Source organism: Streptomyces sp. NPDC038280 (assembly GCF_055600045.1).
This window is the reverse complement of sequence record NZ_JBVJYZ010000007.1, coordinates 24,153-49,918: the sequence shown is the minus strand read 5'-3', so window position 1 is coordinate 49,918 and position 25,766 is coordinate 24,153. Positions and strand designations below refer to the sequence as shown.

Annotated in this window: 25 protein-coding genes; 22 read left to right on the top strand and 3 right to left on the bottom strand. The window is 70.1% G+C overall.

Annotated features, from left to right (window positions below):
• Nucleotides 1–110: 110 nt before the first annotated feature.
• The 12 genes from rplS (at nt 111) to ACZ7J0_RS16625 (ending at nt 9,932) form a co-directional block, all read left to right on the top strand.
• The gene (gene rplS, locus ACZ7J0_RS16680) at nt 111–461 is read left to right on the top strand and encodes a 50S ribosomal protein L19 (protein ID WP_468706540.1); all 351 of its coding nucleotides are present in this window, start codon (nt 111–113) and stop codon (nt 459–461) included.
• A gap of 71 nt (nt 462–532) precedes the next feature.
• Nucleotides 533–1,330: a signal peptidase I gene (gene lepB, locus ACZ7J0_RS16675; protein WP_470887988.1), complete on the top strand. Its 798-nt coding sequence runs from the start codon at nt 533–535 to the stop codon at nt 1,328–1,330.
• Nucleotides 1,323–2,396 (top strand): signal peptidase I, encoded by a 1,074-nt coding sequence (gene lepB, locus ACZ7J0_RS16670; protein WP_470887986.1) that lies wholly within the window; start codon nt 1,323–1,325, stop codon nt 2,394–2,396. The genes lepB (ACZ7J0_RS16675) and lepB (ACZ7J0_RS16670) overlap by 8 nt, the downstream gene beginning before the upstream one ends.
• The gene (gene lepB / locus ACZ7J0_RS16665) at nt 2,302–3,228 is read left to right on the top strand and encodes a signal peptidase I (protein ID WP_470888348.1); all 927 of its coding nucleotides are present in this window, start codon (nt 2,302–2,304) and stop codon (nt 3,226–3,228) included. Before lepB (ACZ7J0_RS16670) ends, lepB (ACZ7J0_RS16665) begins: the two co-directional genes overlap by 95 nt.
• A 116-nt stretch (nt 3,229–3,344) precedes the next feature.
• Nucleotides 3,345–4,085 (top strand): signal peptidase I, encoded by a 741-nt coding sequence (gene lepB / locus ACZ7J0_RS16660; RefSeq protein WP_470887984.1) that lies wholly within the window; start codon nt 3,345–3,347, stop codon nt 4,083–4,085.
• Nucleotides 4,082–4,600, top strand: coding sequence for an NUDIX hydrolase (locus ACZ7J0_RS16655; RefSeq protein ID WP_470887982.1), 519 nt, complete (start codon nt 4,082–4,084; stop codon nt 4,598–4,600). The genes lepB (ACZ7J0_RS16660) and ACZ7J0_RS16655 overlap by 4 nt, the downstream gene beginning before the upstream one ends.
• 55 nt (nt 4,601–4,655) lie before the next feature.
• On the top strand, nt 4,656–4,964 hold the full coding sequence (locus ACZ7J0_RS16650; protein WP_005311352.1) for a DUF2469 domain-containing protein: 309 nt from the start codon (nt 4,656–4,658) through the stop codon (nt 4,962–4,964).
• Nucleotides 4,965–5,100: 136 nt separating this feature from the next.
• On the top strand, nt 5,101–5,463 hold the full coding sequence (locus ACZ7J0_RS16645; RefSeq protein WP_470887980.1) for a YraN family protein: 363 nt from the start codon (nt 5,101–5,103) through the stop codon (nt 5,461–5,463).
• A complete protein-coding gene (locus ACZ7J0_RS16640) occupies nt 5,463–7,076 on the top strand; it encodes a YifB family Mg chelatase-like AAA ATPase (protein ID WP_470887978.1) in 1,614 nt (537 codons plus the stop codon). Before ACZ7J0_RS16645 ends, ACZ7J0_RS16640 begins: the two co-directional genes overlap by 1 nt.
• Complete coding sequence (gene dprA, locus ACZ7J0_RS16635) at nt 7,073–8,239, top strand: DNA-processing protein DprA (protein ID WP_470887976.1); 1,167 nt, start codon at nt 7,073–7,075, stop codon at nt 8,237–8,239. Before ACZ7J0_RS16640 ends, dprA begins: the two co-directional genes overlap by 4 nt.
• Before the next feature lie 242 nt (nt 8,240–8,481).
• Entirely contained in the window at nt 8,482–9,318 is an 837-nt protein-coding gene (gene whiG, locus ACZ7J0_RS16630) for an RNA polymerase sigma factor WhiG (RefSeq protein WP_470887974.1), read from the top strand.
• 53 nt (nt 9,319–9,371) lie between these two features.
• On the top strand, nt 9,372–9,932 hold the full coding sequence (locus ACZ7J0_RS16625; protein ID WP_470888346.1) for a TetR/AcrR family transcriptional regulator: 561 nt from the start codon (nt 9,372–9,374) through the stop codon (nt 9,930–9,932).
• A 48-nt stretch (nt 9,933–9,980) separates the two neighbouring features.
• On the opposite strand, the gene ACZ7J0_RS16620 is transcribed toward ACZ7J0_RS16625, so the two are convergent.
• Nucleotides 9,981–10,550, bottom strand: a complete 570-nt coding sequence (locus ACZ7J0_RS16620; protein ID WP_470887972.1) for a peptidoglycan DD-metalloendopeptidase family protein — start codon at nt 10,548–10,550, stop codon at nt 9,981–9,983.
• Nucleotides 10,551–10,805: 255 nt separating this feature from the next.
• Between ACZ7J0_RS16620 and rpsB the strand changes: the two genes are divergently transcribed.
• The 10 genes from rpsB (at nt 10,806) to ACZ7J0_RS16570 (ending at nt 23,322) form a co-directional block, all read left to right on the top strand.
• On the top strand, nt 10,806–11,741 hold the full coding sequence (rpsB, locus tag ACZ7J0_RS16615) for a 30S ribosomal protein S2 (RefSeq protein ID WP_470887970.1): 936 nt from the start codon (nt 10,806–10,808) through the stop codon (nt 11,739–11,741).
• A gap of 102 nt (nt 11,742–11,843) precedes the next feature.
• The gene (gene tsf / locus ACZ7J0_RS16610) at nt 11,844–12,680 is read left to right on the top strand and encodes a translation elongation factor Ts (RefSeq protein WP_469119493.1); all 837 of its coding nucleotides are present in this window, start codon (nt 11,844–11,846) and stop codon (nt 12,678–12,680) included.
• Between the two features lie 160 nt (nt 12,681–12,840).
• The gene (gene pyrH / locus ACZ7J0_RS16605; protein ID WP_470887968.1) at nt 12,841–13,605 is read left to right on the top strand and encodes a UMP kinase; all 765 of its coding nucleotides are present in this window, start codon (nt 12,841–12,843) and stop codon (nt 13,603–13,605) included.
• Between the two features lie 157 nt (nt 13,606–13,762).
• A complete protein-coding gene (gene frr / locus ACZ7J0_RS16600) occupies nt 13,763–14,320 on the top strand; it encodes a ribosome recycling factor (protein ID WP_470887966.1) in 558 nt (185 codons plus the stop codon).
• Nucleotides 14,320–15,435 carry a phosphatidate cytidylyltransferase gene (locus ACZ7J0_RS16595; RefSeq protein ID WP_470887964.1) on the top strand — a complete coding sequence of 372 codons (1,116 nt, stop codon included), beginning with the start codon at nt 14,320–14,322 and terminating at the stop codon, nt 15,433–15,435. Before frr ends, ACZ7J0_RS16595 begins: the two co-directional genes overlap by 1 nt.
• Nucleotides 15,436–15,792: 357 nt before the next feature.
• Entirely contained in the window at nt 15,793–17,988 is a 2,196-nt protein-coding gene (katG, locus tag ACZ7J0_RS16590; RefSeq protein ID WP_470887962.1) for a catalase/peroxidase HPI, read from the top strand.
• 202 nt (nt 17,989–18,190) lie between these two features.
• A complete protein-coding gene (gene rlmN / locus ACZ7J0_RS16585; protein ID WP_470887960.1) occupies nt 18,191–19,297 on the top strand; it encodes a dual-specificity RNA methyltransferase RlmN in 1,107 nt (368 codons plus the stop codon).
• Nucleotides 19,298–19,526: 229 nt separating this feature from the next.
• A complete protein-coding gene (locus ACZ7J0_RS16580; protein ID WP_470887958.1) occupies nt 19,527–20,624 on the top strand; it encodes a thiamine ABC transporter substrate-binding protein in 1,098 nt (365 codons plus the stop codon).
• 56 nt (nt 20,625–20,680) lie between these two features.
• Nucleotides 20,681–22,297, top strand: a complete 1,617-nt coding sequence (locus ACZ7J0_RS16575; RefSeq protein WP_470887956.1) for an ABC transporter permease — start codon at nt 20,681–20,683, stop codon at nt 22,295–22,297.
• Nucleotides 22,297–23,322, top strand: coding sequence for an ABC transporter ATP-binding protein (locus ACZ7J0_RS16570; RefSeq protein WP_470887954.1), 1,026 nt, complete (start codon nt 22,297–22,299; stop codon nt 23,320–23,322). The genes ACZ7J0_RS16575 and ACZ7J0_RS16570 overlap by 1 nt, the downstream gene beginning before the upstream one ends.
• Before the next feature lie 31 nt (nt 23,323–23,353).
• Here ACZ7J0_RS16570 and ACZ7J0_RS16565 read toward each other — a convergent pair whose 3' ends face one another.
• Nucleotides 23,354–24,319 (bottom strand): hypothetical protein, encoded by a 966-nt coding sequence (locus ACZ7J0_RS16565; RefSeq protein ID WP_470887952.1) that lies wholly within the window; start codon nt 24,317–24,319, stop codon nt 23,354–23,356.
• A gap of 163 nt (nt 24,320–24,482) precedes the next feature.
• Nucleotides 24,483–25,661, bottom strand: a complete 1,179-nt coding sequence (locus ACZ7J0_RS16560) for an LOG family protein (protein WP_470887950.1) — start codon at nt 25,659–25,661, stop codon at nt 24,483–24,485.
• Nucleotides 25,662–25,766: the final 105 nt, after the last annotated feature.

Below are 25,766 nucleotides of genomic sequence, written 5' to 3'. Positions count from 1 at the left end.
GCCCCTGCCACAGGGGGACCGTCGCAGACGAGGTGACACAGCACCCGAATTCTCCACCGAACTCCCGCCCGGCGACCTGTGGCGTCGTGCGAAGAAAGCAGACGAAGAACATGTCTCACCTGCTCGATGGCGTCAACGCCGCCACCCTGCGCAGCGACCTCCCGGCCTTCCGCCCCGGTGACACCGTCAACGTGCACGTCCGAGTGATCGAGGGCAACCGCTCCCGTATCCAGCAGTTCAAGGGTGTCGTCATCCGCCGCCAGGGCTCGGGCGTCAGCGAGACCTTCACGGTCCGCAAGGTCTCGTTCTCCGTCGGCGTCGAGCGCACCTTCCCGGTGCACAGCCCGATCTTCGAGAAGATCGAGCTCGTCAGCCGCGGTGACGTCCGTCGCGCGAAGCTCTACTACCTGCGTGAGCTGCGCGGCAAGGCTGCCAAGATCAAGGAGAAGCGCGACCGCTGAGCCCCGGCTCACAGGTCCGCTCGACTTCGGACTCAGGCAGTCACAGGGCGGCCGGATAGGCTCTGCCCCTGATGGACACCGAAGCACAGCACACGGAGCGCGACCGCTCCTCCGAGACGGGGGAGCGGTCGCGCTCCGCGCGCATGTCCGGGGGCTTCACGCTCCCGTGGCGGACAGGGAGGCCGGGCCGTCCCGGGATCTCGTGGCGCGGCGCCGGCGTGACCGGCTTCATCTGCACCGTCTTCCTGCTGCTCCTGAGCCACTTCGTCCTGCAGCCCTTCCTGATCCCCAGCGGCTCCATGGAGCCCACCCTCCGGATCGGGGACCGGGTGCTGGTGAACAAACTGGCGTACCGTTTCGGTTCCGAGCCCGGACGGGGCGACGTCGTCGTCTTCGACGGCACCGGATCCTTCGTCCAGCAGGCGCCGGAGACCAACCCGGTCACCCGGGTGGTGCGCGGAGCGGGCGCGGCACTCGGCCTCGCCGAGCCCGCCGAGACCGACTTCGTGAAACGCGTGGTGGGCGTGGGCGGCGACCGCGTGGTCTGCTGCGACAAGGGGGGCAGAGTCGAGGTGAACGGCATACCGGTGGAGGAGTGGTACCTCTTCCTGGGCGATGCCCCGTCGAAGGTCCCCTTCGACATCGTCGTGCCCGAGGGCACCCTATGGGTCATGGGCGACCATCGGGCCAACTCCCGCGACTCCCGCGACCATCTCGGCGAACCGGGCGGAGGCATGGTCCCCGTCGACAGGGTGATCGGACGCGCCGAATGGATCGGATGGCCCGTCGGACGCTGGTCAGCCGTCGAGGAGACCCACGCCTTCGACCACACACCCGCCGCCCCGCACCCGGGTGGGGGCCATGGGTAACCGGGGCAGGCGCGCGCACCATCGCACCGACACCAGGCTGCCCACGGGCTCGCGCCCCACGGACGGCGCCCGGCCGCTGCCCGGCCGGGCGGAGCGGCGCAAGCTCGCCCGCAAGGTCAAACGCCGCAGGCGCCGCTCCGCCGTCAAGGAGATACCCCTCCTCATCGTCGTGGCGCTGTGCATCGCGCTCGTACTGAAGACCTTCCTGGTCCAGGCCTTCGTCATCCCGTCCGGGTCGATGGAGCAGACGATCAGGATCAGCGACCGGGTGCTGGTCGACAAGCTGACCCCGTGGTTCGGCTCCAAGCCGCAGCGCGGTGACGTGGTGGTCTTCAAGGACCCCGGCCGCTGGCTCCAGCAGGAACAGGCACCCAAGGACGACGACCCCGTCGTCGTCAAACAGATCAAAGAGGGCCTCACGTTCATCGGCCTGCTGCCCTCCGCGGACGAGCAGGACCTGATCAAGCGCGTCATCGCGGTCGGCGGCGACACCGTGAAGTGCTGCGACACCGAGGGACGGGTCACCGTCAACGGCGTCCCGCTCAACGAACCGTATCTGCACCCGGGGAACGAACCATCGAAGATCAGGTTCGAGGTGAAGGTGCCGGTCGGACGGATCTTCGTCATGGGCGACCATCGGTCGAATTCGGCCGACTCGCGCTTCCATCTCGACGAGAAGGATCGCGGAACGGTCTCCGAGGAAGAGGTCGTCGGACGCGCGGTCGTCATCGCCTGGCCCTTCAGCCACTGGAGCACGCTGGAGGAGCAGGAGACCTACGCCTCCGTACCGGACGCGCGGGACTCGGCGTCGACCACGGCGCTCCGCCCGTCGCATAGTGTGTCCTCTCGGAATCTCAACGGATTGATCCAGCTCCCGACCCCTGCGGAACTCCCGCTCGTTATGGGAGTGATGGGCTTGTCTCTGGCTTGGAGCAGGCAATTGCACGGAGTGAGGAGTGGATGTGGGGGATGTGGCGGTCGGCGCACGATCCGGACACGACGAACCCGAGGAGAGGCCCGAGCAGCTCGCCAAGCGACCCGCAGCCATGACGGACGACTCCGGTAGCCGGCCGGACGGCGACGCCCGGAGCGGCGGCGGTGACGGCGGCGATGGTGACGGCGACGGCGACAAGGGGCATGACGAGGGCAGGAAGCAGCGGTCGTTCTGGAAGGAACTGCCGCTGCTGATCGGTATCGCCCTGGTCCTGGCCCTGCTGATCAAGACCTTCCTGGTGCAGGCGTTCTCGATCCCCTCGGACTCGATGATGAACACCCTGCAGCGCGGTGACCGGGTGCTGGTCGACAAGCTGACCCCGTGGTTCGGCTCCGAGCCGGAGCGCGGCGAGGTCGTCGTCTTCCACGACCCGGACGGCTGGCTGCAGGGCGAGCCCGTGGCCGAGCCCAACGCGGTGCAGGAGTTCCTCAGCTTCATCGGCCTGATGCCGTCCGCCGAGGAGAAGGACCTGATCAAGCGGGTCATCGCGGTCGGCGGCGACACCGTCCAGTGCCGCAAGGGCGGCAGGGTCACCGTCAACGGCAGGGCTCTGGACGAGACGGCGTACATCTACCCCGGCTCGACGCCCTGCGACGACCACCCCTTCGGTCCGATCACCGTGCCCGAGGGCAGCATCTGGGTCATGGGCGACAACCGGCAGAACTCGCTGGACTCGCGCTACCACCAGGACCGCCCCGGCAACGGCACGGTCCCCACGGAGGATGTCGTCGGCCGCGCGGTCGTGGTGGCCTGGCCGCTCAACCGCTGGGCGACCCTGCCCGTACCGGACACCTTCGACCAGCCCGGACTGAGCGCGGTCGCGGCCGTCGCCCCCGGCGCGGCCGGCCTGGCCGGCGCGGTGCCGCTGGTGCTGTGGCGCAGGAAGCGCCTGACCGCTCGCTGATCAAGGCACTGCGGCAAGGAAGTGACGAAGGGCCCTCCGCTCGGCATACCGCTGAGTAGGGAAGCCCGGGTAGGGTGCCGCCCAGATCGTCGATCTCCGAGGTGGGGAGCGCTGGGATGAGCGGGACTGTACGAACGGACGGCGGCCGCGGCCGCCTCGGCAGTGTGCTGTCGGGGCTGGCCGTGGCCGTCGGCTGTGTGCTCTTCCTCGGCGGCTTCGTCTGGGGCGCCGTGCTGTACCAGCCGTACACCGTGCCCAGCGACTCCATGACCCCCACGGTCAACGTGGGGGACCGTGTGCTGGCCCAGCGCATCGACGGCGGCGACGTGCGCCGCGGCGATGTCGTGATCTTCAAGGACCCCCTCTGGGGCGACATGCCGATGGTCAAGCGGGTCGTCGGCGTCGGCGGGGACAAGGTCGCCTGCTGCGATGCCGACGGCCGCCTCACCATCAACGGCACCGTGATCGAGGAACCGTATCTTCACTCGCAGGGACCCGCCTCGGGTCAGGGCTTCACGGCCCAGGTGCCCGAAGGGAACCTGTTCCTCCTCGGCGACGAGCGCCGCAACTCCCTCGACTCCCGTGTCCACCTCCAGGAGGCCGGCCAGGGCTCCGTGCCCCGTACGGCCGTCAGCGCCCGCGTGGACGCCATCGCCTGGCCCCTCGGGACCGTCCTGGAGCGGCCGGAGAGCTTCGCCTCCCTGCCCGGCGGGGTGTCCCGGCCGGGCCCGGTGAAGCTGGTCTTCGGCGCGGTGGTCACCGGGGCCGTACTGATCCTCCTCGGAGCCGCGTACGGACCGCTGGCCCGGCTCCTCACCCGCCGCCCGCAACCCGCCCGGCAGACGGCTCCCCGATGACCGGCGCACCCGCGGAACCCCCCGCCCACGGGCGGGCGCTCAGGCAGGTCGCGCGCGTGGTGCTGCTCGACCCGGACGACCGCATCCTGCTGCTGCACGGCTACGAGCCCGACGACCCGAGCCTGACCTGGTGGTTCACCCCCGGCGGCGGCGTGGAGGGCGACGAGAGCCGGGAAGAGGCGGCCCTGCGGGAACTGGCCGAGGAAACCGGCATCACCGACGTCGAACTCGGACCCGTGCTGTGGCAGCGGATCTGCTCCTTCCCCTTCGACGGGCGCCGCTGGGACCAGGACGAGTGGTACTACCTGGCCCGGACGACCCAGACCACGACCCTGCCCGGCGGTCTCACCGAGCTGGAAGCGCGCAGTATCGCGGGTCTGAGGTGGTGGACCTCCGCCGAACTGTCGGTGGCCCGTGAGACGGTGTACCCGACCAGACTCGCCGAGCTGCTCCACGCACTGCTCGACGAGGGACCCCCGAGTGCACCGGTGGTCCTGGCCCCGGAAATCGTCTAGGGGCGCGGGGGACCGGCGCACAATGGGGGGACGCACGGGTGAAGGGGAACATGCCATGAGCGCCGAGGACCTCGAGAAGTACGAGACCGAGATGGAGCTGAAGCTCTACCGGGAGTACCGCGACGTCGTCGGGCTGTTCAAATACGTGATCGAAACCGAGCGGCGCTTCTACCTCACCAATGACTACGAGATGCAGGTCCACTCGGTCCAGGGCGAGGTGTTCTTCGAGGTCTCGATGGCCGACGCCTGGGTCTGGGACATGTATCGGCCCGCGAGGTTCGTCAAGCAAGTGCGCGTCCTCACATTCAAGGACGTGAACATCGAGGAGCTCAATAAGAGCGATCTGGAGCTCCCCGGCAGCTGACGCCGTCGGCCGCCTCCCGGGCGGGGCGGCAGGAGAACCCGATCGGGTGACGGAGTTATCCACAACCGGCCGGTTGTCCACCAAGATCCACAAGCCTCCGGCCGGCCCGTCACAGTCGGTACCGGAGGTGGTACCGATGAACGCCACGGGGGCACTCGGACGCTACGGAGAAGAGCTGGCCGCACGCCGGCTCACCGAAACCGGCATGACCGTCATCGCACGCAACTGGCGCTGCGGACGCACCGGAGAAATCGACATCGTCGCCCAGCACGGCGACACCCTGGTCATCTGCGAAGTCAAAACCCGCACCGAGGGCGCCTTCGAGCACCCCATGGCCGCCATCACACCCACCAAAGCCGACCGCCTCAGAAGGCTCGCCGCCTGCTGGCTCCACCGCCACGGCGGACCACCACCCGGCGGCCTGCGCATCGACCTCATCGGCATCGTCCTCCCACGACGAGGCGCCCCCGTCGTCGACCACGCCCAGGGGGTGGCCTGATGGGATTCGCCCGCACCTGCTCCGTCGCCCTCCTCGGCGTCGAAGGCGTCCTCGTCGAAGTCCAGGCCGACCTCGAACCCGGCGTACCCGCCTTCACCCTCGTCGGACTCCCCGACAAAAGCCTCACCGAAAGCCGCGACCGCGTCCGCGCCGCCATCGTCAACTCCGGCGCCGACTGGCCCCAGAAAAAACTCACCGTCGGACTCAGCCCCGCATCCGTCCCCAAAAGCGGCAGCGGATTCGACCTCGCCGTCGCCGCGGCCGTCCTCGGCGCCGCCGAACGCATCGACCCCCGCGTCATCGCCGACCTCGTCCTCATCGGAGAACTCGGCCTCGACGGCCGCGCCCGGCCCGTCCGCGGGGTACTCCCCGCGGTCCTCGCCGCCGCCGAAGCCGGCTACCAACACGTCGTCGTCCCCGAACAGACCGCCGGCGAAGCCTCACTCGTCCCCGGCATCTCCGTCCTCGGCATCCGCAGCCTGCGACAACTCATCGCCGTCCTCACCGACGAACCCGTCCCCGACGAAGAACCCACCGACCCCGGCCGCCCCGACCCCATGCTCGCCGGCCTCCTCGTCCCCGGCGCCGGCATCGGCACCGGACTCGCACCCGACCCCACCGACGGACCCGACCTCGCCGACGTCGCCGGACAACACACGGCCCGCACCGCCATCGAAGTAGCAGCCGCCGGCAGCCACCACCTCCTCCTCACCGGCCCACCCGGAGCCGGAAAAACCATGCTCGCCGAACGACTCCCCGGCGTCCTCCCACCCCTCACCAGAAAAGAATCCCTCGAAGTCACCGCCGTCCACTCCGTCGCCGGCATCCTCCCGCCCGGCGAACCCCTCGTCCGCCGCCCGCCCTACTGCGCACCCCACCACTCCGCCACCATGCAATCCCTCGTCGGCGGCGGCAACGGACTCCCACGCCCCGGCGCCGTCTCCCTCGCCCACCGAGGCGTCCTCTTCCTCGACGAAGCCCCCGAATTCTCCGGAAAGGCCCTCGACGCCCTCCGCCAGCCCCTCGAATCCGGCCACGTCGTCGTCGCCCGCAGCGCAGGCGTCGTACGCCTCCCCGCCCGCTTCCTCATGACCCTCGCCGCCAACCCCTGCCCCTGCGGACGCCACACCCTCCACGGCGCCGGATGCGAATGCCCCGCCTCCCTCATCCGCCGCTACCAGGCCCGCCTCTCCGGACCCCTCCTCGACCGCGTCGACCTCCGCGTCGAAGTCGAACCCGTCACCCGCTCCGACCTCCTCGCCCAAGGCGGCAGAGGCGAACCCACCACAGCCGTCGCCGCCCGCGTCCAAGAAGCCAGACACCGCGCCGCGACCCGACTCCACGGCACGCCCTGGACCGTCAACAGCGACATCCCCGGCCACGAACTGCGCACCCGCTACCTCGTCGCCCCCGGCGCCCTCGCCGCCGCCGAACGCGACATGGAACGCGGCCTGCTCACCGCCCGCGGCCTCGACCGCGTCCTGCGGGTCGCCTGGACCATCGCCGACCTCGCCGGCCACGACCGCCCGAAGCCCCAGGACGTCGCCCTCGCCCTGCAACTGCGCACCGGCATCGCCCGAGGCGTACCCACCGGCGCCGGAGCACAGCCATGACCCCCACCCCACCCGACCCCGAACGCCTCGCCCGCGCCGCCCTCACCCGCACCATCGAACCCGGCGACGAACACGCCGGACGATGCCTCCACCAATACGGCGCACAAGAACTCCTCGCCCGCCTCACCACCCCCACCCACCACCCAGGAGCACTCGGCGACACCGGCGAACGCCGCATCCACGCCTGGCGCACCCGAGCAGCCGCCGCCGACCCCGAGCGCGACCTCGCCACCGCCCACGCCGCAGGCGCCCGCCTCGTCATCCCCGGCGACCCCGAATGGCCACGCCAACTCGACGACCTCGGCACCGCCCGACCCATCGGACTCTGGATCCGCGGCCCCGGCGACCTGCGCACCTGGGCCCTGCGCTCCGTCGCCCTCGTCGGCGCCCGCGCCTGCACCCCCTACGGCGCCCACACCGCCGCCGACCTCGCCTCCGCACTCGCCGAACGCGGCTGGGTCGTCGTATCCGGCGCCGCCTTCGGCATCGACGGCGCCGCACACCGAGGCACCCTCGCCGTCAGCGGCGCCACCATCGCCGTACTCGCCTGCGGCGTCGACACCGCCTACCCCCGCGGCCACACCGAACTCATCGGACGCATCGCCGAACAAGGCCTCGTCATCGGCGAGTTACCGCCCGGCAGTCACCCCACACCCAGCCGGTTCATCCTCCGGAACCGCGTCATCGCCGCACTCACCCGAGGAACCGTCGTCGTCGAAGCCCAATACCGCAGTGGATCACTCGTCACCGCCCGCAACGCCCACCAACTCGGCCGCCACACCATGGGCGTCCCCGGGCCCGTCACCAGCGGCCTCTCGGCAGGCGTCCACGAACTCCTCCGCGGCGAAGGCACCCTCGTCACCGACGCCGCCGACATCATCGAGCTCATCGGAGACATCGGCGAACTCGCCCCCGACCGCCGCGGCCCCGTCCTCCCCAGAGACCTCCTCGACCCCCTCGCCACCCGCGTACTCGAAGCACTCCCCGGCCACGGCACCGTCACCGGCCGCGTCATCGCCCAGCACGCCGCCACACCTCCGGACGAGACACTCGCCAAGCTGTACGAACTCCACTCCCTCGGCTTCGTCCAACGCCAGGGCGACCACTGGCAGTTGACAAGGCACGCCAGACGCGCCTCGAACACCCGGCGAGGCGGTACTTGACCAGGAGCATTCGGGTGAAAAAGTGATCCCGATGACTCACGGACCTCCCCCGGACCCGCCCGAACGACCGACGCACACCGCGACGGCCACGGTTCGAGCGTGTGGCCGACCCAGGCCCCCCACCCAGGAGCGATCCCCGCACGTTCGCTCACCGCGACCGTCCAGTCACGCTACGCTCGCCAGAACCCCCACCCAGGCGCACGCCTCCCCGCATCCCACAGCAGAACGGCTCAAGGCAACGCATGCCCCAGCACACCTCCGGGTCTGACCGCACCGCGGTGCCCCCCGCAGCCCGGGGCACCGCGCGGCCGTCCGCGCCCACGTCACTCGACGAGCTGTGGCGGTCGTACAAGTCAACGGGCGACGAGCGCCTGCGAGAGCAGCTGATCCTGCACTACTCGCCGCTGGTCAAGTACGTCGCGGGGCGCGTCAGCGTGGGACTGCCCTCCAATGTGGAACAAGCCGACTTCGTCTCCTCCGGTGTCTTCGGACTCATCGACGCCATCGAGAAATTCGACGTCGAGCGGTCGATCAAGTTCGAGACCTACGCCATCACCCGCATCCGCGGCGCCATGATCGACGAACTGCGGGCCCTGGACTGGATCCCCCGCTCCGTACGCCAGAAGGCACGCGCCGTCGAACGCGCCTACGCCACCCTCGAAGCCCAGCTGCGCCGCTCCCCCTCAGAGAGCGAAGTCGCCGCCGAGATGGACATCACCCTCGAGGAACTGCACGGCGTCTTCAGTCAGTTGTCCCTCGCCAACGTGGTCGCCCTCGAAGAGCTGCTGCACGTCGGCGGCGAGAACGGCGACCGGCTCAGCCTCATGGACACCCTCGAGGACACCGCCGCCGACAACCCCGTCGAGGTCGCCGAGGACCGCGAACTGCGAAGACTCCTTGCCCGGGCGATCAACACCCTCCCCGAGCGCGAGAAGACCGTCGTCACCCTCTACTACTACGAAGGCCTCACCCTCGCCGAGATCGGCCACGTCCTCGGCGTCACCGAGAGCCGCGTCAGCCAGATCCACACCAAATCCGTCCTGCAGCTGCGGGCGAAGCTTGCCGACGTAGGACGCTGACGCCCGAACGTCGGTCGTACAGTGGACCCGTGCCCAGGATTCGAGCGGCCTCCGTGGCCGAGCACCGGACCATGCAGCGCGGCGCCCTCCTGGATGCCGCGCGTTCCCTGCTGTCCGAAGGCGGAACGGAAGCACTGACCTTCCCCGCCCTCGCCGAGCGAACCGGCCTCGCCCGGTCCTCCGTCTACGAGTACTTCCGCTCCCGCGCCGCGGTCGTCGAGGAGCTCTGCGCCGTCGACTTCCCCGTCTGGGCCGCCGACGTCGAGGCCGCCATGGAGCGCGCCGACTCGCCCGCCGGCAAGGTCGAGGCCTATGTCCGGGCGCAGCTGGAGCTCGTGGGGGACCGCCGGCACCGGGCCGTCGTCGCCATCTCCGCGAGCGAACTGGACGACGGTGCCCGCGAGAAGATCCGCGCCGCGCACGGCGGCCTCGTCGCCATGATCGTCGAAGCGCTCCGTGACCTGGGCCAGGCCGAGCCGCGGCTCGGCGCCATGCTCCTGCAGGGTGTCGTGGACGCGGCGGTTCGCCGTATCGAACTCGGCGCGGCCGAGGATCCGGCGGTGATCGCGGAGGCGGCGGTCGCGATGGCGCTCCACGGCGTCCAGCCTTCCTGACCCTGGGGCCCCTCCCCCCAGCCACGCACCCCCTCGTCCCGCCCTGCTCTAGGGCACGCCCAGGACCGGCAGGAGCCGGGACGGTGGGCGGCGGAGCAGGTACGGGGGCAGCAGGGTGAGCGGGTCGAGATAGGTGTCGGCTCGCCGCAGGCCCCAGTGCAGGCAGCCGGTGGGGCAGTGCGCCGGTGGGGCAGTGGTCACGGCGACTACTTGTCCGGCGGTGACGGTGTCGCCTTCGGTGGCGGTGGGGGTCACCGGTTCGTAGGTGGTGCGCAGGGGCGGGTCGCCGGTGCCCGTGAGGGTGATGCTGAGGACTCCGCGTCCGGCGACCTGTCCGGCGTAGGAGACCCGGCCGGGGGCGGCGGCCCGTACGGGTGTGCCGGGTGGGGCGGCGAGGTCGATGCCGCGGTGGCCGGGGCCGTAGGGCGTGGAGGGTGGTTCCCAGCCGCGTACGACCGCGGGGCGTGGTGGCCCCACGGGCCAGGCCCGGTCCCGGGGGCCGGCGGGCCCCGGGGTCCCTGGGCCCGGTGTCGCGGCGGGCCCGGCCGCCGGGGCGGGGGCCGGTGCGGTCCACGGCAACAGCGTCAGGGCCAGTGCGAACAGTGCGTAGCGGTTCATGGGTGTCACGCTGCCGCAGATCGGGCGGGCCTCGCTGATCATGGTCCGGATCTGTGGACAACTCACCGCTTGTGGACAGCGCCGTCACCCGGGACTGTCCGGGTCCCGTACACTTCTTCTGGCGATCCGGGTCACCGGGTCGACTTCGCACGCCCCGCCATCACCCTCATCGGTCGTGGCAGCGCCTTTCGGTCCCTCGTGGCACGGCGCGCCGGGGCGTCAGGACATAACCGAGAACACCAAGGAGATACGGCCATGGCCGTCGTCACGATGCGGGAGCTGCTGGAAAGCGGCGTCCACTTCGGTCACCAGACCCGTCGCTGGAACCCGAAGATGAAGCGCTTCATCTTCACCGAGCGCAACGGCATCTACATCATCGACCTGCTCCAGTCGCTGTCGTACATCGACCGCGCCTACGAGTTCGTCAAGGAGACCGTCGCCCACGGCGGCTCCATCATGTTCGTCGGCACCAAGAAGCAGGCCCAGGAGGCCATCGCCGAGCAGGCGACGCGCGTTGGTATGCCGTACGTCAACCAGCGTTGGCTGGGCGGCATGCTCACCAACTTCTCCACCGTCTACAAGCGCCTTCAGCGTCTGAAGGAGCTTGAGGCGATCGACTTCGAGGATGTGGCCGCCTCCGGTCTCACCAAGAAGGAGCTCCTGGTCCTCTCCCGCGAGAAGGCCAAGCTGGAGAAGACCCTCGGTGGTATCCGCGAGATGCAGAAGGTGCCGAGCGCCGTCTGGATCGTCGACACCAAGAAGGAGCACATCGCCGTCGGTGAGGCGCGCAAGCTCCACATCCCGGTCGTCGCGATCCTCGACACCAACTGTGACCCCGACGAGGTCGACTACAAGATCCCGGGCAACGACGACGCGATCCGCTCCGTCACCCTGCTCACCCGCGTGATCGCCGACGCCGTCGCCGAGGGCCTCATCGCCCGTTCCGGCGTCGCCACCGGTGACTCGAAGCCGGGCGAGAAGGCCGCGGGCGAGCCGCTCGCCGAGTGGGAGCGCGACCTGCTCGAGGGCGAGAAGAAGGCTGACGAGGCTCCGGCCGCCGACGCCGAGAAGCCGGCCGAGGCCGAGGTTGCCGCCGAGGCGCCCGCCGCCGAGGCCGAGGTTGCCGCCGAGGCGCCCGCCGCCGAGGCTCCGGCCGCCGAGGCTCCGGCCGCGGACGCCGAGCAGGCCTGACCTTCACACTTCGGTTGTTGACGGCGGGGGCTCACAAGGCTCCCGCCGTTCACCCGTAGATCTTCGTAGATCTTTCAGACTTCGAGAGAGAAATACAGACTCATGGCGAACTACACCGCCGCTGACGTCAAGAAGCTCCGTGAGCTCACCGGCGCCGGCATGATGGACTGCAAGAAGGCGCTCGACGAGGCCGACGGCAACGTCGACAAGGCCGTCGAGGCCCTGCGCATCAAGGGCCAGAAGGGCGTCGCCAAGCGCGAGGGCCGCTCTGCCGAGAACGGTGCCGTCGTTTCCCTGATCGCCGACGACAACACCTCCGGTGTCATCGTCGAGCTGAAGTGCGAGACGGACTTCGTCGCCAAGGGTGAGAAGTTCCAGACCGTCGCCAACCAGCTCGCCGCGCACGTCGCCGCGACCTCCCCGGCCGACATCCAGGCGCTGCTCGCCTCCGAGATCGAGGCCGGCAAGACCGTCCAGGCGTTCGTCGACGAGGCCAACGCCAACCTGGGCGAGAAGATCGTCCTGGACCGCTTCGCGCAGTTCTCCGACGGTTTCGTCACGGCGTACATGCACCGCACGATGCCGGACCTGCCGCCGCAGATCGGTGTCCTTGTCGAGCTCGACAAGGAGAACGCCGAGGTCGCCAAGGGCGTCGCGCAGCACATCGCCGCCTTCGCGCCGAAGTACCTCTCCCGCGAGGACGTTCCGGCGGAGGTCGTCGAGGCCGAGCGTCGTGTCGCCGAGGAGACCACGCGCGCCGAGGGCAAGCCCGAGGCTGCGCTCCCGAAGATCGTCGAGGGTCGCGTCAACGGCTTCTTCAAGGAGGCCACGCTCCTCGGCCAGCCGTACGCGCTCGACAACAAGAAGTCCGTCCAGCAGATCCTGGACGAGGCCGGTGTCACCCTGAAGCGCTTCTCGCGCATCAAGGTCGGCATCTGAGCCGGTACGCGATCGACACGGGAGCCCGCTAGGGTTTCCCCAGCGGACGTCGGGCGCGCACGTGCCGGACAGCCGCAGATCTGACGAGGAGGCCATTGCCGCGAGGGACACCAGCACCCATCGGCAATGGCCTTCTTCGTATGTGCACGAGGAGATCTCCATGAATCAGGGCGCCGCACACGGCGAAGACAACCACGGCAAAAAGATCGGCCGCTTCATGCTGAAGCTGTCGGGCGAGGCGTTCGCCGGCGGAGGCGCTCTCGGCGTCGACCCCGACGTCGTCCATGCCATCGCTCGCGAGATCGCCGCGGTCGTACGCGACGGGGCGGAGATCGCGGTCGTGATCGGCGGCGGCAACTTCTTCCGCGGCGCCGAGCTCCAGCAGCGGGGCATGGACCGGGCACGCTCGGACTACATGGGCATGCTCGGTACGGTCATGAACTGCCTCGCTCTCCAGGACTTCCTGGAGAAGGAGGGCATCGACTCGCGGGTCCAGACCGCCATCACCATGGGCCAGGTCGCGGAGCCGTACATTCCGCTCCGTGCGGTGCGCCACCTGGAGAAGGGCCGCGTCGTCATCTTCGGCGCGGGCATGGGCATGCCGTACTTCTCCACCGACACCACCGCGGCGCAGCGTGCCCTCGAGATCGACGCCGAGGCCCTGCTGATGGGCAAGAACGGCGTGGACGGGGTCTACGACTCCGACCCGAAGGCCAACCCGGACGCGGTGAAGTTCGACGCTCTGGAGTACGGCGAGGTGATCTCCCGCGATCTCAAGGTCGCCGACGCCACCGCCATCACCCTCTGCCGTGACAACAACCTTCCGATCCTCGTCTTCGAACTGCTCGCCGAGGGCAATATCGCCCGCGCGGTGAAGGGTGAGAAGATCGGCACTCTCGTGAGCGACCAGGGCACCCGGGCCTGATCCGGGGACTTGCCCCGTAAGGGGACTGCCCCGCGAGGGGACCGCCCCGCGAGGGGATGGACAAAGCCCTGCCGGTCGGACACCGTGCAGGACAAGACGCGACGCAGGTTCCGCGGCCCTGTTGCACGGGCCTACTCAAGACACGCAGGAGCAAGTGGTGATCGAAGAGACCCTCCTCGAGGCCGAGGAGAAGATGGAGAAGGCCGTCCTGGTCGCCAAGGATGACTTCGCCGCGATCCGCACCGGGCGTGCGCACCCGGCGATGTTCAACAAGATCGTGGCCGACTACTACGGTGCCACTACGCCGATCAACCAGCTGGCGTCCTTCTCGGTGCCCGAGCCGCGGATGGCCGTGGTGACCCCGTTCGACAAGAGCGCGCTGCGCAACATCGAGCAGGCGATCCGTGACTCCGACCTCGGTGTGAACCCGAGCAACGACGGCAACATCATCCGTGTGGTGTTCCCGGAGCTGACCGAGGAGCGCCGTCGCGAGTACATCAAGGTCGCCAAGACCAAGGGCGAGGACGCCAAGATCTCCATCCGTTCCGTGCGCCGCAAGGCGAAGGAGACCATCGACAAGCTGGTCAAGGACGGCGAGGTCGGCGAGGACGAGGGTCGCCGCGCGGAGAAGGAGCTCGACGACACCACCGCGAAGTACGTCGGTCAGGTCGACGAGCTGCTCAAGCACAAGGAAACCGAGCTGCTCGAGGTCTGATGAACGACTCTTCCTGGGGGGTCCAGCCGAGAGCCGACTACGTCGGGGAATGGCGACCGCCCGACCAGGGGCCCGCCCCGGCGGGTCCCGCATACGATGGGCATGACGCACAGCAGACTCGGCCCATGCCCATCGTGCCCGACGTTCCGGCCGCCGGAGACCAGGATGACGACCGGGGGGCCGCTCGGCTGAGCGGTCCCCTGTTCCGTGACGAGAAGCCGCAGGAGCCCATGCCAAGCCCGCCGCAGGCGGCCCCGCAGCCTGCGGAGTCCCCTCAGCCTCCCGAGCGTCCGCAGAAGAAGAGCGCGGGGCGCGATCTGGGCGCGGCCATAGGGGTGGGTGCCGGGCTGGGTGCCGTGATCATCGCCTCGCTGTTCATCTGGAAGGCGGCGTTCGTCGGTGTCATAGCGGTCGCCGTGGTCGTCGGTCTGTGGGAGCTCACCTCCCGGCTGCAGGAGCGCAAGGGCATCAAGGCGCCTCTCGTACCGCTCGCGGTGGGTGGCGCCGCGATGGTCGTGGCCGGTTATGTGCGGGGTGCCGAGGGTGCCTGGGTGGCGATGGCGCTCACCGCGCTCGCGGTGCTGGTGTGGCGGATGATCGAGCCGCCCGAGGGCTATCTGAAAGACGTCACGGCCGGGGTCTTCGCGGCGTTCTACGTGCCGTTCCTGGCGACGTTCGTGGCGCTGATGCTCACGGCCGACGACGGGCCGCAGCGGGTGCTCACCTTCCTGGTGCTCACGGTGGTCAGCGACACGGGCGCGTACGCGATCGGCTGGCGTTTCGGGAAGCACAAGCTGGCGCCGCGGATCAGCCCCGGGAAGACCCGTGAGGGTCTGGTCGGAGCGGTGACGTTCGCGATGGCGGCGGGCGCGCTGTGCATGGAATTCATGATCGACGACGGGACGTGGTGGCAGGGTCTGCTGCTGGGCCTGGCGGTCGCGGCCAGTGCGACGCTCGGTGACCTCGGCGAGTCGATGATCAAGCGGGATCTGGGGATCAAGGACATGGGCACGCTGCTCCCCGGCCACGGCGGCATCATGGACCGTCTGGACTCGCTGCTGCCGACGGCCCCCGTGGTGTGGCTGCTGCTGGTGCTCTTCGTGGGAACCGGCTGACCTGGCGGTCGGCGCGGGCTGCCCGCGCGTTGTGGTGTCGAAGGGCTCGTCGTCCACCGGACGGCGGGCCCTTCGGCGTTCCCAGCAGCCCGTCGAAGTATCTGTCTCAAAAGCGACTTGGGGCTTTGATCGCTTGTTGCGCCGGGTTGCTCTGCGTGTTCTCGTAGCGGCGCGGTCGGCGGTGCGCGACCATCAGATCGCCGACACTGGCGAGATTATCCGTGTCCTGCGTGAGTATGGATATCTCGAGCTCTGCTTTGACTGCCGCGGGTCGCAGTGTTCGACACCAGCAAAGCAGCCGACGTCCAGAGCAAGCAGCCAGCAGAAGGAACACCGAGACAGGAAGAAGGGGCCGACGTGTCCGGCAGCGAAAGCGAGAACCCAGTAATTCCCTCCCCGGAGCCCGCGCCGACTCGGCCGAGGACGAACCGGGACTGGTGGCCGAATCAACTGGATCTGCAGGTTCTCCACCAGCACTCGCCGCGGGCCAATCCGATGGGCGAGAACTTCGACTACGCGGAAGAGTTCAGGTCCCTCGATCTCGACGCGCTGAAGCGGGACGTCTTCGAGGTGATGACGGCGTCGCAGGACTGGTGGCCCGCCGACTACGGCCACTACGGCCCGCTCTTCATCCGGATGAGCTGGCATGCCGCGGGGACGTACCGCATCGCCGACGGCCGGGGTGGCGGCGGCAGCGGCGCTCAGCGCTTCGCCCCCCTCAACAGCTGGCCGGACAACGCGAGCCTCGACAAGGCGCGCCGGCTGCTCTGGCCGGTCAAGCAGAAGTACGGCCGGAAAATCTCCTGGGCCGACCTTCTGGTCTTCGCCGGCAACTGTGCCATGGAATCCATGGGGTTCAAGACATTCGGGTTCGGATTCGGGCGAGAGGACATCTGGGAACCCGAGGAGATCTTCTGGGGGCCCGAGGACACATGGCTCGGGGATGAGCGCTACAGCGGCGACAGGGAACTCTCCGGTCCATTCGGCGCCGTGCAGATGGGGCTGATCTACGTGAATCCGGAGGGCCCCAACGGCAACCCGGATCCCTTGGCTGCCGCCCGGGACATTCGCGAGACGTTCGGGCGCATGGCGATGAACGACGAGGAGACGGTCGCGCTGATCGTCGGCGGCCACACGTTCGGCAAGTGCCATGGTGCGGTCGATCCCCAGTACATCGGTCCGGAGCCCGAGGCCTGCCCCATGGAGCAGCAGGGCCTCGGCTGGAGGAACACGTACGGCACCGGCAAGGGCGCCCACACGCTCACCAGTGGGCTCGAGGGGGCGTGGACCTCCGAGCCGACGAAGTGGGACAACGGGTACCTGGACAACCTATTCCGGTACGAGTGGGAGCTGACGACGAGCCCCGCCGGCGCGAAGCAGTGGACTCCCACGGACGCCTCGGCCAAGGACACCGTGCCCGACGCGCATGATCCGTCGAGGCGGCACGCTCCCATGATGCTGACGACGGACCTCGCGCTGAAGCTCGATCCGGTGTACGGGCCCATCTCGAAGAGCTTCCACGAGAACCCGGACAAGCTCGCGGACGCCTTCGCCAGGGCCTGGTACAAGCTGTTGCACCGTGACATGGGACCCCTCTCGCGCTACCTCGGCCCGTGGGTGGCCGAGCCGCAGCTGTGGCAGGACCCCGTCCCGGCGGTCGACCACGAACTGGTCACCGACGAGGACGTGGCCGCCCTCAAGGGCCGGATCCTCGCCTCGGGCCTCTCCCTGTCCGAGCTGGTCACCACCGCGTGGGCGTCGGCGGCGAGCTTCCGCGGCACCGACAAGCGCGGCGGGGCCAACGGGGCGCGGATCCGCCTCGCGCCGCAGCGGGACTGGGAGGTCAACGACCAGCCCGAGGTGGCCAAGGTGATCCAGACCCTCGAGCAGATCCGGCAGGACTTCAACCTCTCCCAGTCCGGGGACAAGAAGGTGTCGCTGGCCGACCTGATCGTCCTGGGCGGCTCCGCGGCCGTCGAGCAGGCCGCGAAGAAGGCCGGGCACGACATCACGGTGCCGTTCGCGCCGGGACGTACGGACGCCTCGCAGGAGCAGACCGACGTGGAGTCGTTCGCCGTCCTGGAGCCGAGGGCGGACGGGTTCCGCAACTACCTCCGGGCGGGAGAGAAGCTGTCGCCGGAGACCCTCCTGCTGGACCGGGCCAACCTGCTGAACCTGACCGCTCCGGAGATGACGGTTCTGATCGGCGGCATGCGGGCTCTGAACACCGGCTTCGGGGGATCCGCGCACGGCGTCTTCACCCACCGGCCGGAGACGTTGACGAACGACTTCTTCGTCAACCTGCTCGACATGGGCATGGAGTGGAAGGCGTCGGAGTCCGCCGAGAACGTCTTCGAAGGCCGGGATCGCACCACGGGCGAGATCAAGTGGACGGCCACCGCCGTCGACCTCGTCTTCGGTTCGCACGCCCAGCTCCGAGCGGTCTCGGAGGTCTACGCCTCCGAGGACGCGGGCGGGAAGTTCGTGCGTGACTTCGTGGCGGCGTGGGAGAAGGTCATGAACCTCGACCGGTTCGATCTCGCCCGAGCCTGACCCGAGCCGGTGGCCGAGCCCGACCACGAGCCCGAGCCGGCGGCCGAGCCTCGGGCCGAGAGGCCGGACGCGACGCCCGTGTGACGGAGCCCTCCCCGAGACACCGGGGAGGGCTCCGCCATGTCCGGCGCGGGCGCCGCCCGTCCTCGGCGCTCGCAGCGGCCGCGGGTGGGGCGAATCGATCTGCGACACTGGTAGGACCATGCCCAAGCCCGGAGAACTCACTTTCGTCGCGCCGCGCGGAGCCAAGAAGCCGCCGCGGCATCTCGCCGACCTCACGCCCGCCGAGCGCAAGGAAGCCGTCGCCGCCATCGGCGAGAAGCCGTTTCGCGCCAAGCAGCTGTCGACGCACTACTTCGCGCGGTACGCCCACGACCCCGCCGAGTGGACCGACATTCCCGCCGCGGCCCGCGAGAAGCTCGCCGGGGAGCTGCTGCCCGACCTGATGTCCGTGGTCCGGCACATCTCGTGCGACGAGGACACCACCCGTAAGACCCTGTGGCGGCTGCACGACGGCACGCTCGTCGAGTCGGTGCTCATGCGCTACCCGGACCGGGTCACCATGTGCATCTCCTCGCAGGCGGGCTGCGGGATGAACTGTCCCTTCTGCGCCACCGGCCAGGCCGGGCTCGACCGCAATCTGTCCACCGCCGAGATCGTGCACCAGATCGTCGACGGGATGCGCGCGCTGCGTGACGGCGAGGTGCCCGGCGGGCCGGCGCGGCTGTCGAACATCGTCTTCATGGGCATGGGTGAGCCGCTCGCCAACTACAAGCGCGTGGTCGGCGCGATCCGGCGTCTGACCGACCCGGAGCCGGACGGGCTGGGGCTCTCGCAGCGGGGGATCACCGTCTCCACGGTCGGCCTGGTCCCGGCGATGCTGCGCTTCGCCGACGAGGGCTTCAAGTGCCGTCTCGCCGTCTCGCTGCACGCCCCCGACGACGAGCTGCGCGACACCCTGGTCCCCGTGAACACCCGCTGGAAGGTCCGGGAGGTGCTGGACGCCGCCTGGGAGTACGCGGAGAAGTCGGGGCGCCGGATCTCCATCGAGTACGCGCTGATCCGCGACATCAACGACCAGGCGTGGCGGGGTGACCTGCTCGGCAGGCTGCTGAAGGGCAAGCGGGTCCATGTGAACCTGATCCCGCTGAACCCGACGCCGGGCTCCAAGTGGACGGCGTCCCGTCCCGAGGACGAGAAGGCCTTCGTCGAGGCCATCGCCGCCCACGGCGTGCCGGTCACCGTGCGTGACACCCGTGGTCAGGAGATCGACGGGGCGTGTGGACAGCTGGCCGCTTCCGAGCGGTGACCTTGTAGTCTGGGCTCGAACACACCCGCATATTCCGACAGGGGAGCGCCACAGCGCTGAGAGTGCGGCACACGCTTTTGAACCAGCACCGTGGCCGCAGACCCTCTGAACCTCGCCCAGGTCATTCTGGGTAGGAAGTTCGGTCGTAACTCGAGCTGTTGCGCCCTGCTCGCCGGGAGCCCCCGGCGGGCAGGGCCGCGTCTCTTCCTGGTCAACCCAGGAGGAATCAGTGAGCACCACCAAGAAGATCGCGGTCGGCACGCTGGCCGCGGCGCTGGGCGTCACGACGCTCGCCGCCTGCGGCGGCACGTCCAAGGACAAGGACGCCGCGTCCGGCGGTACGAAGTCCAAGACGGTCACGCTCGTCAGCCACGACTCCTTCAACGCGTCCAAGGACGTGCTGGCGCAGTTCACCAAGGAGACCGGCTACACGGTCAAGGTCCTCAAGAGCGGCGACGCCGGCGAGGCCGTCAACAAGGAGATCCTGACCAAGGGCTCCCCGCAGGGCGACGTCTTCTTCGGCGTCGACAACACCCTGCTGTCCCGCGCGCTCGACAACGGCCTCTTCGTCCCGTACGCGGCCAAGGGCCTGGACCGGGTCCCGGCGGACCTCCAGCTCGACAAGGACAAGCACCGGGTCACGCCGATCGACTCCGGCGACATCTGCGTCAACTACGACAAGAAGTACTTCGCCGACAAGAAGCTCAGCCCGCCGCAGAGCTTCGACGACCTCGCGAAGCCCGCGTACAAGAACCTTCTCGTCGTCGAGAACCCGGAACGGTCCTCCCCGGGTCTCGGGTTCCTGCTCGGCACGGCCGCCCAGTACGGCGATTCCGGCTGGAAGGACTACTGGAAGAAGCTGAAGGACAACGGAGTCAAGACCGTCGACAGCTGGGAGCTCGCCTACAACCAGGAGTTCTCCGGCTCCGCGGGCGGAAAGAAGGCGAAGGGCGACCGGCCGCTGGTCGTCTCGTACGCCTCCAGCCCGCCGGTCGAGGTGCTGTACTCCGAGCCGCAGCCCACGGTCGCCCCGACCGGCGTCTCCACCGGCACCTGCTTCCGGCAGACCGAGTTCGCGGGTCTGCTGAACGGCGCCAGGAACGAGGCCGGCGGCAAGGCGCTCATCGACTTCCTGATCAGCAAGAAGTTCCAGGAGGACATGCCGCTGCAGATGTTCGTGAACCCCGTGGTCAAGGACGCGAAGCTGCCCGAGCTGTTCACCAAGCACGGTGTGGTGATCGACAAGCCGCAGACCATGGCCCCCGAGAAGATCGCCAAGAACCGTGACCAGTGGATCCAGTCGTGGTCCTCGCTCGTCCTGAAGTAGGCAGGGCACCGGCCTCGGCCGCGTCCCCCAAGGGGAGCGCGACGCGGCTCGGCCTGATGGCCGTGCCCGTCGCGTTCTTCGCGGTGTTCTTCGCCTGGCCCGTCGCCGCGATCGTCGGGCGCGGGCTGAAGAGCGGCGGTGAGTGGCAGTTCGGGCGGGCCGGTGAGACGCTCGGCCGCCCGGACATCCTGGACGTGCTCTGGTTCACCACCTGGCAGGCCCTCGCCTCCACCGCGCTGACCCTGCTGATCGCGCTGCCCGGCGCGTATGTCTTCGCCCGCTTCGACTTCCCCGGCAAGCGGCTGCTGCGTGCCGTGGTCACGGTGCCGTTCGTGCTGCCCACCGTGATGGTCGGCACCGCGTTCCTGGCGCTGGCCGGGCGCGGTGGACTCCTCGACGAGCTGTGGGGCGTACGGCTCGACTCGGGGGTGTGGGCGATCCTGCTCGCCCATGTGTTCTTCAACTACGCGGTGGTGGTCCGGACCGTCGGCGGCCTATGGTCCCAGCTCGATCCGCGCCAGGAGGAGGCCGCGCGGGTCCTGGGCGCCTCCCGGTTCGCCGCCTGGCGGCAGGTCACGCTGCCGGCGCTCGGCCCGGCCGTCGCCGCCGCCTCGCTGATGGTCTTCCTCTTCACCTTCACCTCCTTCGGCGTCGTACAGATCCTCGGGGGACCCGCGTACTCCACGCTGGAAGCGGAGATCTATCGGCAGACCGCGCAGCTGCTGGACCTGCCCACGGCGGCCGTGCTGACGCTGGTCCAGTTCGCCGCGGTCGGCGCGATCCTCGGCGTGCACGCCTGGACCGTGCGGCGGCGGGAGAGCGTGTTGAGGCTCGTCGACCCGGAGCGGACCGCGCGGCGCCCGCGCGGAGCCGGCCAGTGGGCACTCCTCGGAGGCGTCCTGGTCTCCGTCGGTCTGCTGATCCTGCTGCCGCTGGGCGTCCTGGTCGAGCGGTCCCTTGCCGGTCCCGACGGGTACGGCTTCGCCTACTACCGGGCGCTGCAGTCCGTCGACGAGAGCGGGGGCACCTTCCTCGTACCACCGCTGGAGGCGATCTGGAACTCGCTCCAGTACGCCCTGGTCGCCACCGCCATCGCGGTGTTCGTCGGAGGGCTCGCCGCGACCGCGCTCACCAGCAGGGCCGGGCGGCTGGTGCGGGGCTTCGACGCGCTGCTGATGCTGCCGCTCGGGGTGTCGGCCGTCACCGTCGGCTTCGGGTTCCTGATCACGCTGGACGAGCCGCCTCTCGATCTGCGCGCCACGTGGATCCTGGTGCCGCTCGCGCAGGCGCTGGTCGGCGTCCCCTTCGTCGTACGGACCATGCTGCCGGTGCTCCGGGCCGTGGACGGGCGGCTGCGCGAGGCCGCCGCCGTGCTCGGCGCGTCGCCGCTGCGGGCGTGGCGCGAGGTGGACCTGCCCATGGTGCGGCGGGCCGTGCTGATCGCGGCCGGGTTCGCGTTCGCCGTGTCACTGGGAGAGTTCGGCGCCACCGTCTTCATCGCACGGCCCGACCGGCCGACGCTGCCGGTGGCCGTGGCGCGGCTCATCGGGCGGCCCGGCGAGCTCAACTACGGGCAGGCGATGGCTCTTTCGACCATTCTGATGCTGGTGTGCGCGGTGGCTCTGCTCATCCTGGAGCGCCTGCGTACGGACCGCACGTCCGGGGAGTTCTGATGGCATTGCTTCATGTGTCGGACGTGACCGTACGGTTCGGGGACCGGGCCGTGCTCGACGCCGTCGACCTGGAGGTCGCCGAGCACGAGATCGTGTGCGTGCTCGGGCCGAGCGGCAGCGGAAAGTCGACGCTGCTGCGGGCCGTCGCCGGGCTCCAGCCGCTGGGCGGCGGACAGGTGCTGCTGGGCGGCGCCGACCAGCGAGGCGTGCCGGTCCACCGGCGCGGGCTCGGGCTGATGTTCCAGGACCATCAGCTGTTCCCGCAGCGGGACGTCGCCGGCAATGTCGCCTTCGGGCTGCGGATGCGCGGCCTGGGCAGGGCCGAACGGGCGGAGCGTGTACGGGAGCTGCTGGACCTGGTCGGGCTGCCGGGCGCCGGGCGGCGGGCCGTCGCCGAGCTGTCCGGGGGCGAGCAGCAGCGCGTCGCCCTCGCGCGGGCGCTGGCGCCCCGGCCCACCCTGCTGATGCTCGACGAGCCGCTCGGCCAGCTCGACCGCACCCTGCGCGAACGGCTGGTCGTCGAACTGCGGCAGCTCTTCGGACGGCTGGGCACGACCGTGCTCGCCGTCACCCACGACCAGGGCGAGGCCTTCGCGCTCGCGGACCGGGTCGTGGTCATGCGCGACGGGCGGATCGCGCAGACCGGGTCGCCGCTGGAGGTCTGGCAGCGGCCGGCCTGCGAGTTCGTGGCCCGTTTCCTCGGCTTCGACAATGTCGTCGAGGCGACGGTGAGCGGTGAGGCCGCCGACACGGTCTGGGGAAAGGTCCCGGTGCCGCCAGGGTCCCCCCAGGGAGAGCGGAAGGTCCTCGTCCGCCCAGCCGGGGTGCGGATGGGGGACCGGGAGGAGGGGCTGGCCTGCGCGGTCGAGTCCCGCACGTTCCGGGGCAACCACGTCGCCGTACTCCTGCGTCCTCTCGACGGGCCGCCGCTGGAGGCGGAGTGCGCGCTGAGGGACGCGCCCCGGGAAGGGGCGGTGGTGGGCGTGACGTTCGAGGCCGAGGAGGTCGTGGCGCTCGACGCGTGAGGGGGCGCGGCGGGAGCCTTCACGGCCGGGGTTACCGGTGGTGTACGGGGGTGGTGAACGCCGGATCGGTGAGCTCGGGCGACCCGGGGGCCCCGCGGGCTTCCGGGGCCTCGGGGACGGGTGCTGCTTCCGGGGCGGTCTCCGCCGCTCCGAACCAGGCCACCGCGACCGCTCCCGCCACCGCCAGGACGAAGCCGGCGACGGCCGGCCAGGCGAATCCGGGACGGGACGCGTCGCCCAGCCACCACACGCCGATCATGCCCGGAAGGACGGTCTCGCCGACCACCAGCGCCGCCGTAGCGCCGTTCACCGAGCCGAGTTGCAGAGCGACCGTGTGCAGATACATGCCGCCGATGCCGGCGACCAGGATCGCGTAGAGCGCCGGGTCGGCCAGCAGGGTGGCGAGGTCGAACGGGTCGACGCCGTGCAGTACGCGCACGCCGACGCCCAGCGCGCCGAAGCCGAGACCCGACAGAAGACCGGCGAGGATCGCCGCACGGGCGCCCAGCAGCCGTACGGCGAGGGTGCCGCCGGCCATCAGCAGCGACGAGATCCCCAGCAGCCACCAGTGGGTGGCGATCGGGGTGTGACCGCTTCCCTCGGCACCCGCCGCGCTCGCGAGCAGGACCAGGGCCGAGCAGACGACGGCGATCGACGCCCATTCCTTGCGGGTCAGCCGGATCCCCAGCAGCTTCACGCTCAGCATCGCGGTGATCACCAGGTTGGCGCTGATCACCGTCTGCGACAGGAACAGCGGGAGCAGCCGTGCGGCCAGCGCGCCGAGTCCGAAGCCGATGAAGTCGAGGATCGTCCCGACGATGAACTCCCAGGTCATCGCGGCTTTGGCGGTGGAGGACAGGTTCGGGCCGCCGTGTTGGGTGACGCCTGAGGAGGCCGCCTCACGGCGGGCTGACCTGCGGGAGCCCACGGCCTGCAGGACCGATCCCGTGCCGTAGCAGATCGAGGCCGCGACAGCCGTCAGGAGTCCAATGAGCACCGATAGCTCCGTTCACGTCGGGGTCGGTCAGGGGTTCGCCCTGTTCGTTCCGACTGGCAGACGCGGGATTCGGCGTGCGCGTTGCCTCCGTGGCGGAAATCCGTGGTCAGCGGGGTTCCGGGGCAGCGGCGCGTACCGGGTCAGAGGTCCGGCCGGTTCGGCTTCATGGCGTGGTCGGTGTGGTCGGCGTGCTGGGTGTGCTCGGCGTGCTCGGCGTCAGGGCCCGCAGGGCGTGCGGTGCCTCGTCCACCGAGTCGACGAGGGCGATCCGGGCGGCCATCGGGCGTTCGGCGGCCAGTGCCCGGAGCAGGGGCCAGGCGGGGAGCCGCTCGGTCCAGTGGGCGCGGTTCACCAGGACCATGGGGGTCGGCTCGCCCCGGGACTCGTAGTAGTTGGGAGTGCTGTTGTCGAAGATCTCCTGGACGGTGCCGGCCGCGCCCGGAAGGAAGATCACGCCGGCGTTGCAGCGGGCGAGCAGGCCGTCCTCGCGGGTGGCGTTGGCGAAGTACTTGGCGATGTGGCCGGCGAAGGCGTTCGGCGGCTCGTGGCCGTAGAACCAGGTGGGGATGCCGACCGAGTCACCGCCCTTGGGCCAGCGGGCGCGCACCTCGAGGGCGGCCCGGGCCCACTCCGTGACGGAGGGGGCGAACGAGGGTGCCTTGGCGAGGAGTTCGAGGGCCTCGTCCAGGACGTCGTCGGGGTACGGGGCGGTGTACGCGCCGAGGTTCGCGGCCTCCATCGCGCCCGGTCCGCCGCCGGTGGCGACGGTCAGCCCGCTCCGGGCGAGCGACCGGCCGAGCCGGGCCGCGCCGGCGTACGCGTCGGTGCCCCGGGCCATGGCGTGGCCGCCCATGACGCCCACCACCCGGGCGCCGACGAGGAGTTCGTCGAGGGCGTCGGAGATCGCGTCGTCGTGGATCGAGCGGAGCATCGACGCGAAGATGTCGCCGTCCGCCTTGGTCCGCTGGAACCAGGCGTAGGCGAGGGCGTCGGGGGTGGCGTCGTAGCCCTCGGGGTCGAGACCGGCGAAGAGCTCGGCGGGGGAGTACAGAAGCCCGCGGTACGGATCGAACGGCACGTGCGGCACGGGCGGGAAGACGAGCGCGCCGTCGGCCCGGACCTTGGCGGCGGCCTCGGGCTGCATGGGGCAGCCGAGGAAGACGGCGCCGGTGGTGTCGCGGGAGAGCAGCGCGAAGGTGCGGTCGGTGAGGTCGAGCGACTGCAGCCGGTACCCGACGAGCGAGCCGCGGTGGACGACGGCGTCGAACTCTTCCAGCGTCTCCACCTCCCGGTCGTGACCGTGAGGGGTGGCGGGCTCGGTGGGTTCGTAGGGGTGCGCCATGCGGCCACGATAGGCCCTGCCCGGGCCCGCCTTCGGCGGGGGCGGTGCGGGTTCTGGCTGTGGAGGCGCGGCGGGCCGGCCGCGCGTGGGCCGGCTTCGCGCCGC

Coding starts and splice junctions, on each gene's coding strand:
- rplS (WP_468706540.1), top strand. CDS start 111: ATGTCTCACCTGCTCGATGGCGTCAACGCCGCCACCCTGCGCAGCGAC.
- lepB (WP_470887988.1), top strand. CDS start 533: ATGGACACCGAAGCACAGCACACGGAGCGCGACCGCTCCTCCGAGACG.
- lepB (WP_470887986.1), top strand. CDS start 1,323: ATGGGTAACCGGGGCAGGCGCGCGCACCATCGCACCGACACCAGGCTG.
- lepB (WP_470887984.1), top strand. CDS start 3,345: ATGAGCGGGACTGTACGAACGGACGGCGGCCGCGGCCGCCTCGGCAGT.
- ACZ7J0_RS16655 (WP_470887982.1), top strand. CDS start 4,082: ATGACCGGCGCACCCGCGGAACCCCCCGCCCACGGGCGGGCGCTCAGG.
- ACZ7J0_RS16650 (WP_005311352.1), top strand. CDS start 4,656: ATGAGCGCCGAGGACCTCGAGAAGTACGAGACCGAGATGGAGCTGAAG.
- ACZ7J0_RS16645 (WP_470887980.1), top strand. CDS start 5,101: ATGAACGCCACGGGGGCACTCGGACGCTACGGAGAAGAGCTGGCCGCA.
- ACZ7J0_RS16640 (WP_470887978.1), top strand. CDS start 5,463: ATGGGATTCGCCCGCACCTGCTCCGTCGCCCTCCTCGGCGTCGAAGGC.
- dprA (WP_470887976.1), top strand. CDS start 7,073: ATGACCCCCACCCCACCCGACCCCGAACGCCTCGCCCGCGCCGCCCTC.
- whiG (WP_470887974.1), top strand. CDS start 8,482: ATGCCCCAGCACACCTCCGGGTCTGACCGCACCGCGGTGCCCCCCGCA.
- ACZ7J0_RS16620 (WP_470887972.1), bottom strand. CDS start 10,550: ATGAACCGCTACGCACTGTTCGCACTGGCCCTGACGCTGTTGCCGTGG.
- rpsB (WP_470887970.1), top strand. CDS start 10,806: ATGGCCGTCGTCACGATGCGGGAGCTGCTGGAAAGCGGCGTCCACTTC.
- tsf (WP_469119493.1), top strand. CDS start 11,844: ATGGCGAACTACACCGCCGCTGACGTCAAGAAGCTCCGTGAGCTCACC.
- pyrH (WP_470887968.1), top strand. CDS start 12,841: ATGAATCAGGGCGCCGCACACGGCGAAGACAACCACGGCAAAAAGATC.
- ACZ7J0_RS16595 (WP_470887964.1), top strand. CDS start 14,320: ATGAACGACTCTTCCTGGGGGGTCCAGCCGAGAGCCGACTACGTCGGG.
- rlmN (WP_470887960.1), top strand. CDS start 18,191: ATGCCCAAGCCCGGAGAACTCACTTTCGTCGCGCCGCGCGGAGCCAAG.
- ACZ7J0_RS16575 (WP_470887956.1), top strand. CDS start 20,681: ATGGCCGTGCCCGTCGCGTTCTTCGCGGTGTTCTTCGCCTGGCCCGTC.
- ACZ7J0_RS16570 (WP_470887954.1), top strand. CDS start 22,297: ATGGCATTGCTTCATGTGTCGGACGTGACCGTACGGTTCGGGGACCGG.
- ACZ7J0_RS16560 (WP_470887950.1), bottom strand. CDS start 25,661: ATGGCGCACCCCTACGAACCCACCGAGCCCGCCACCCCTCACGGTCAC.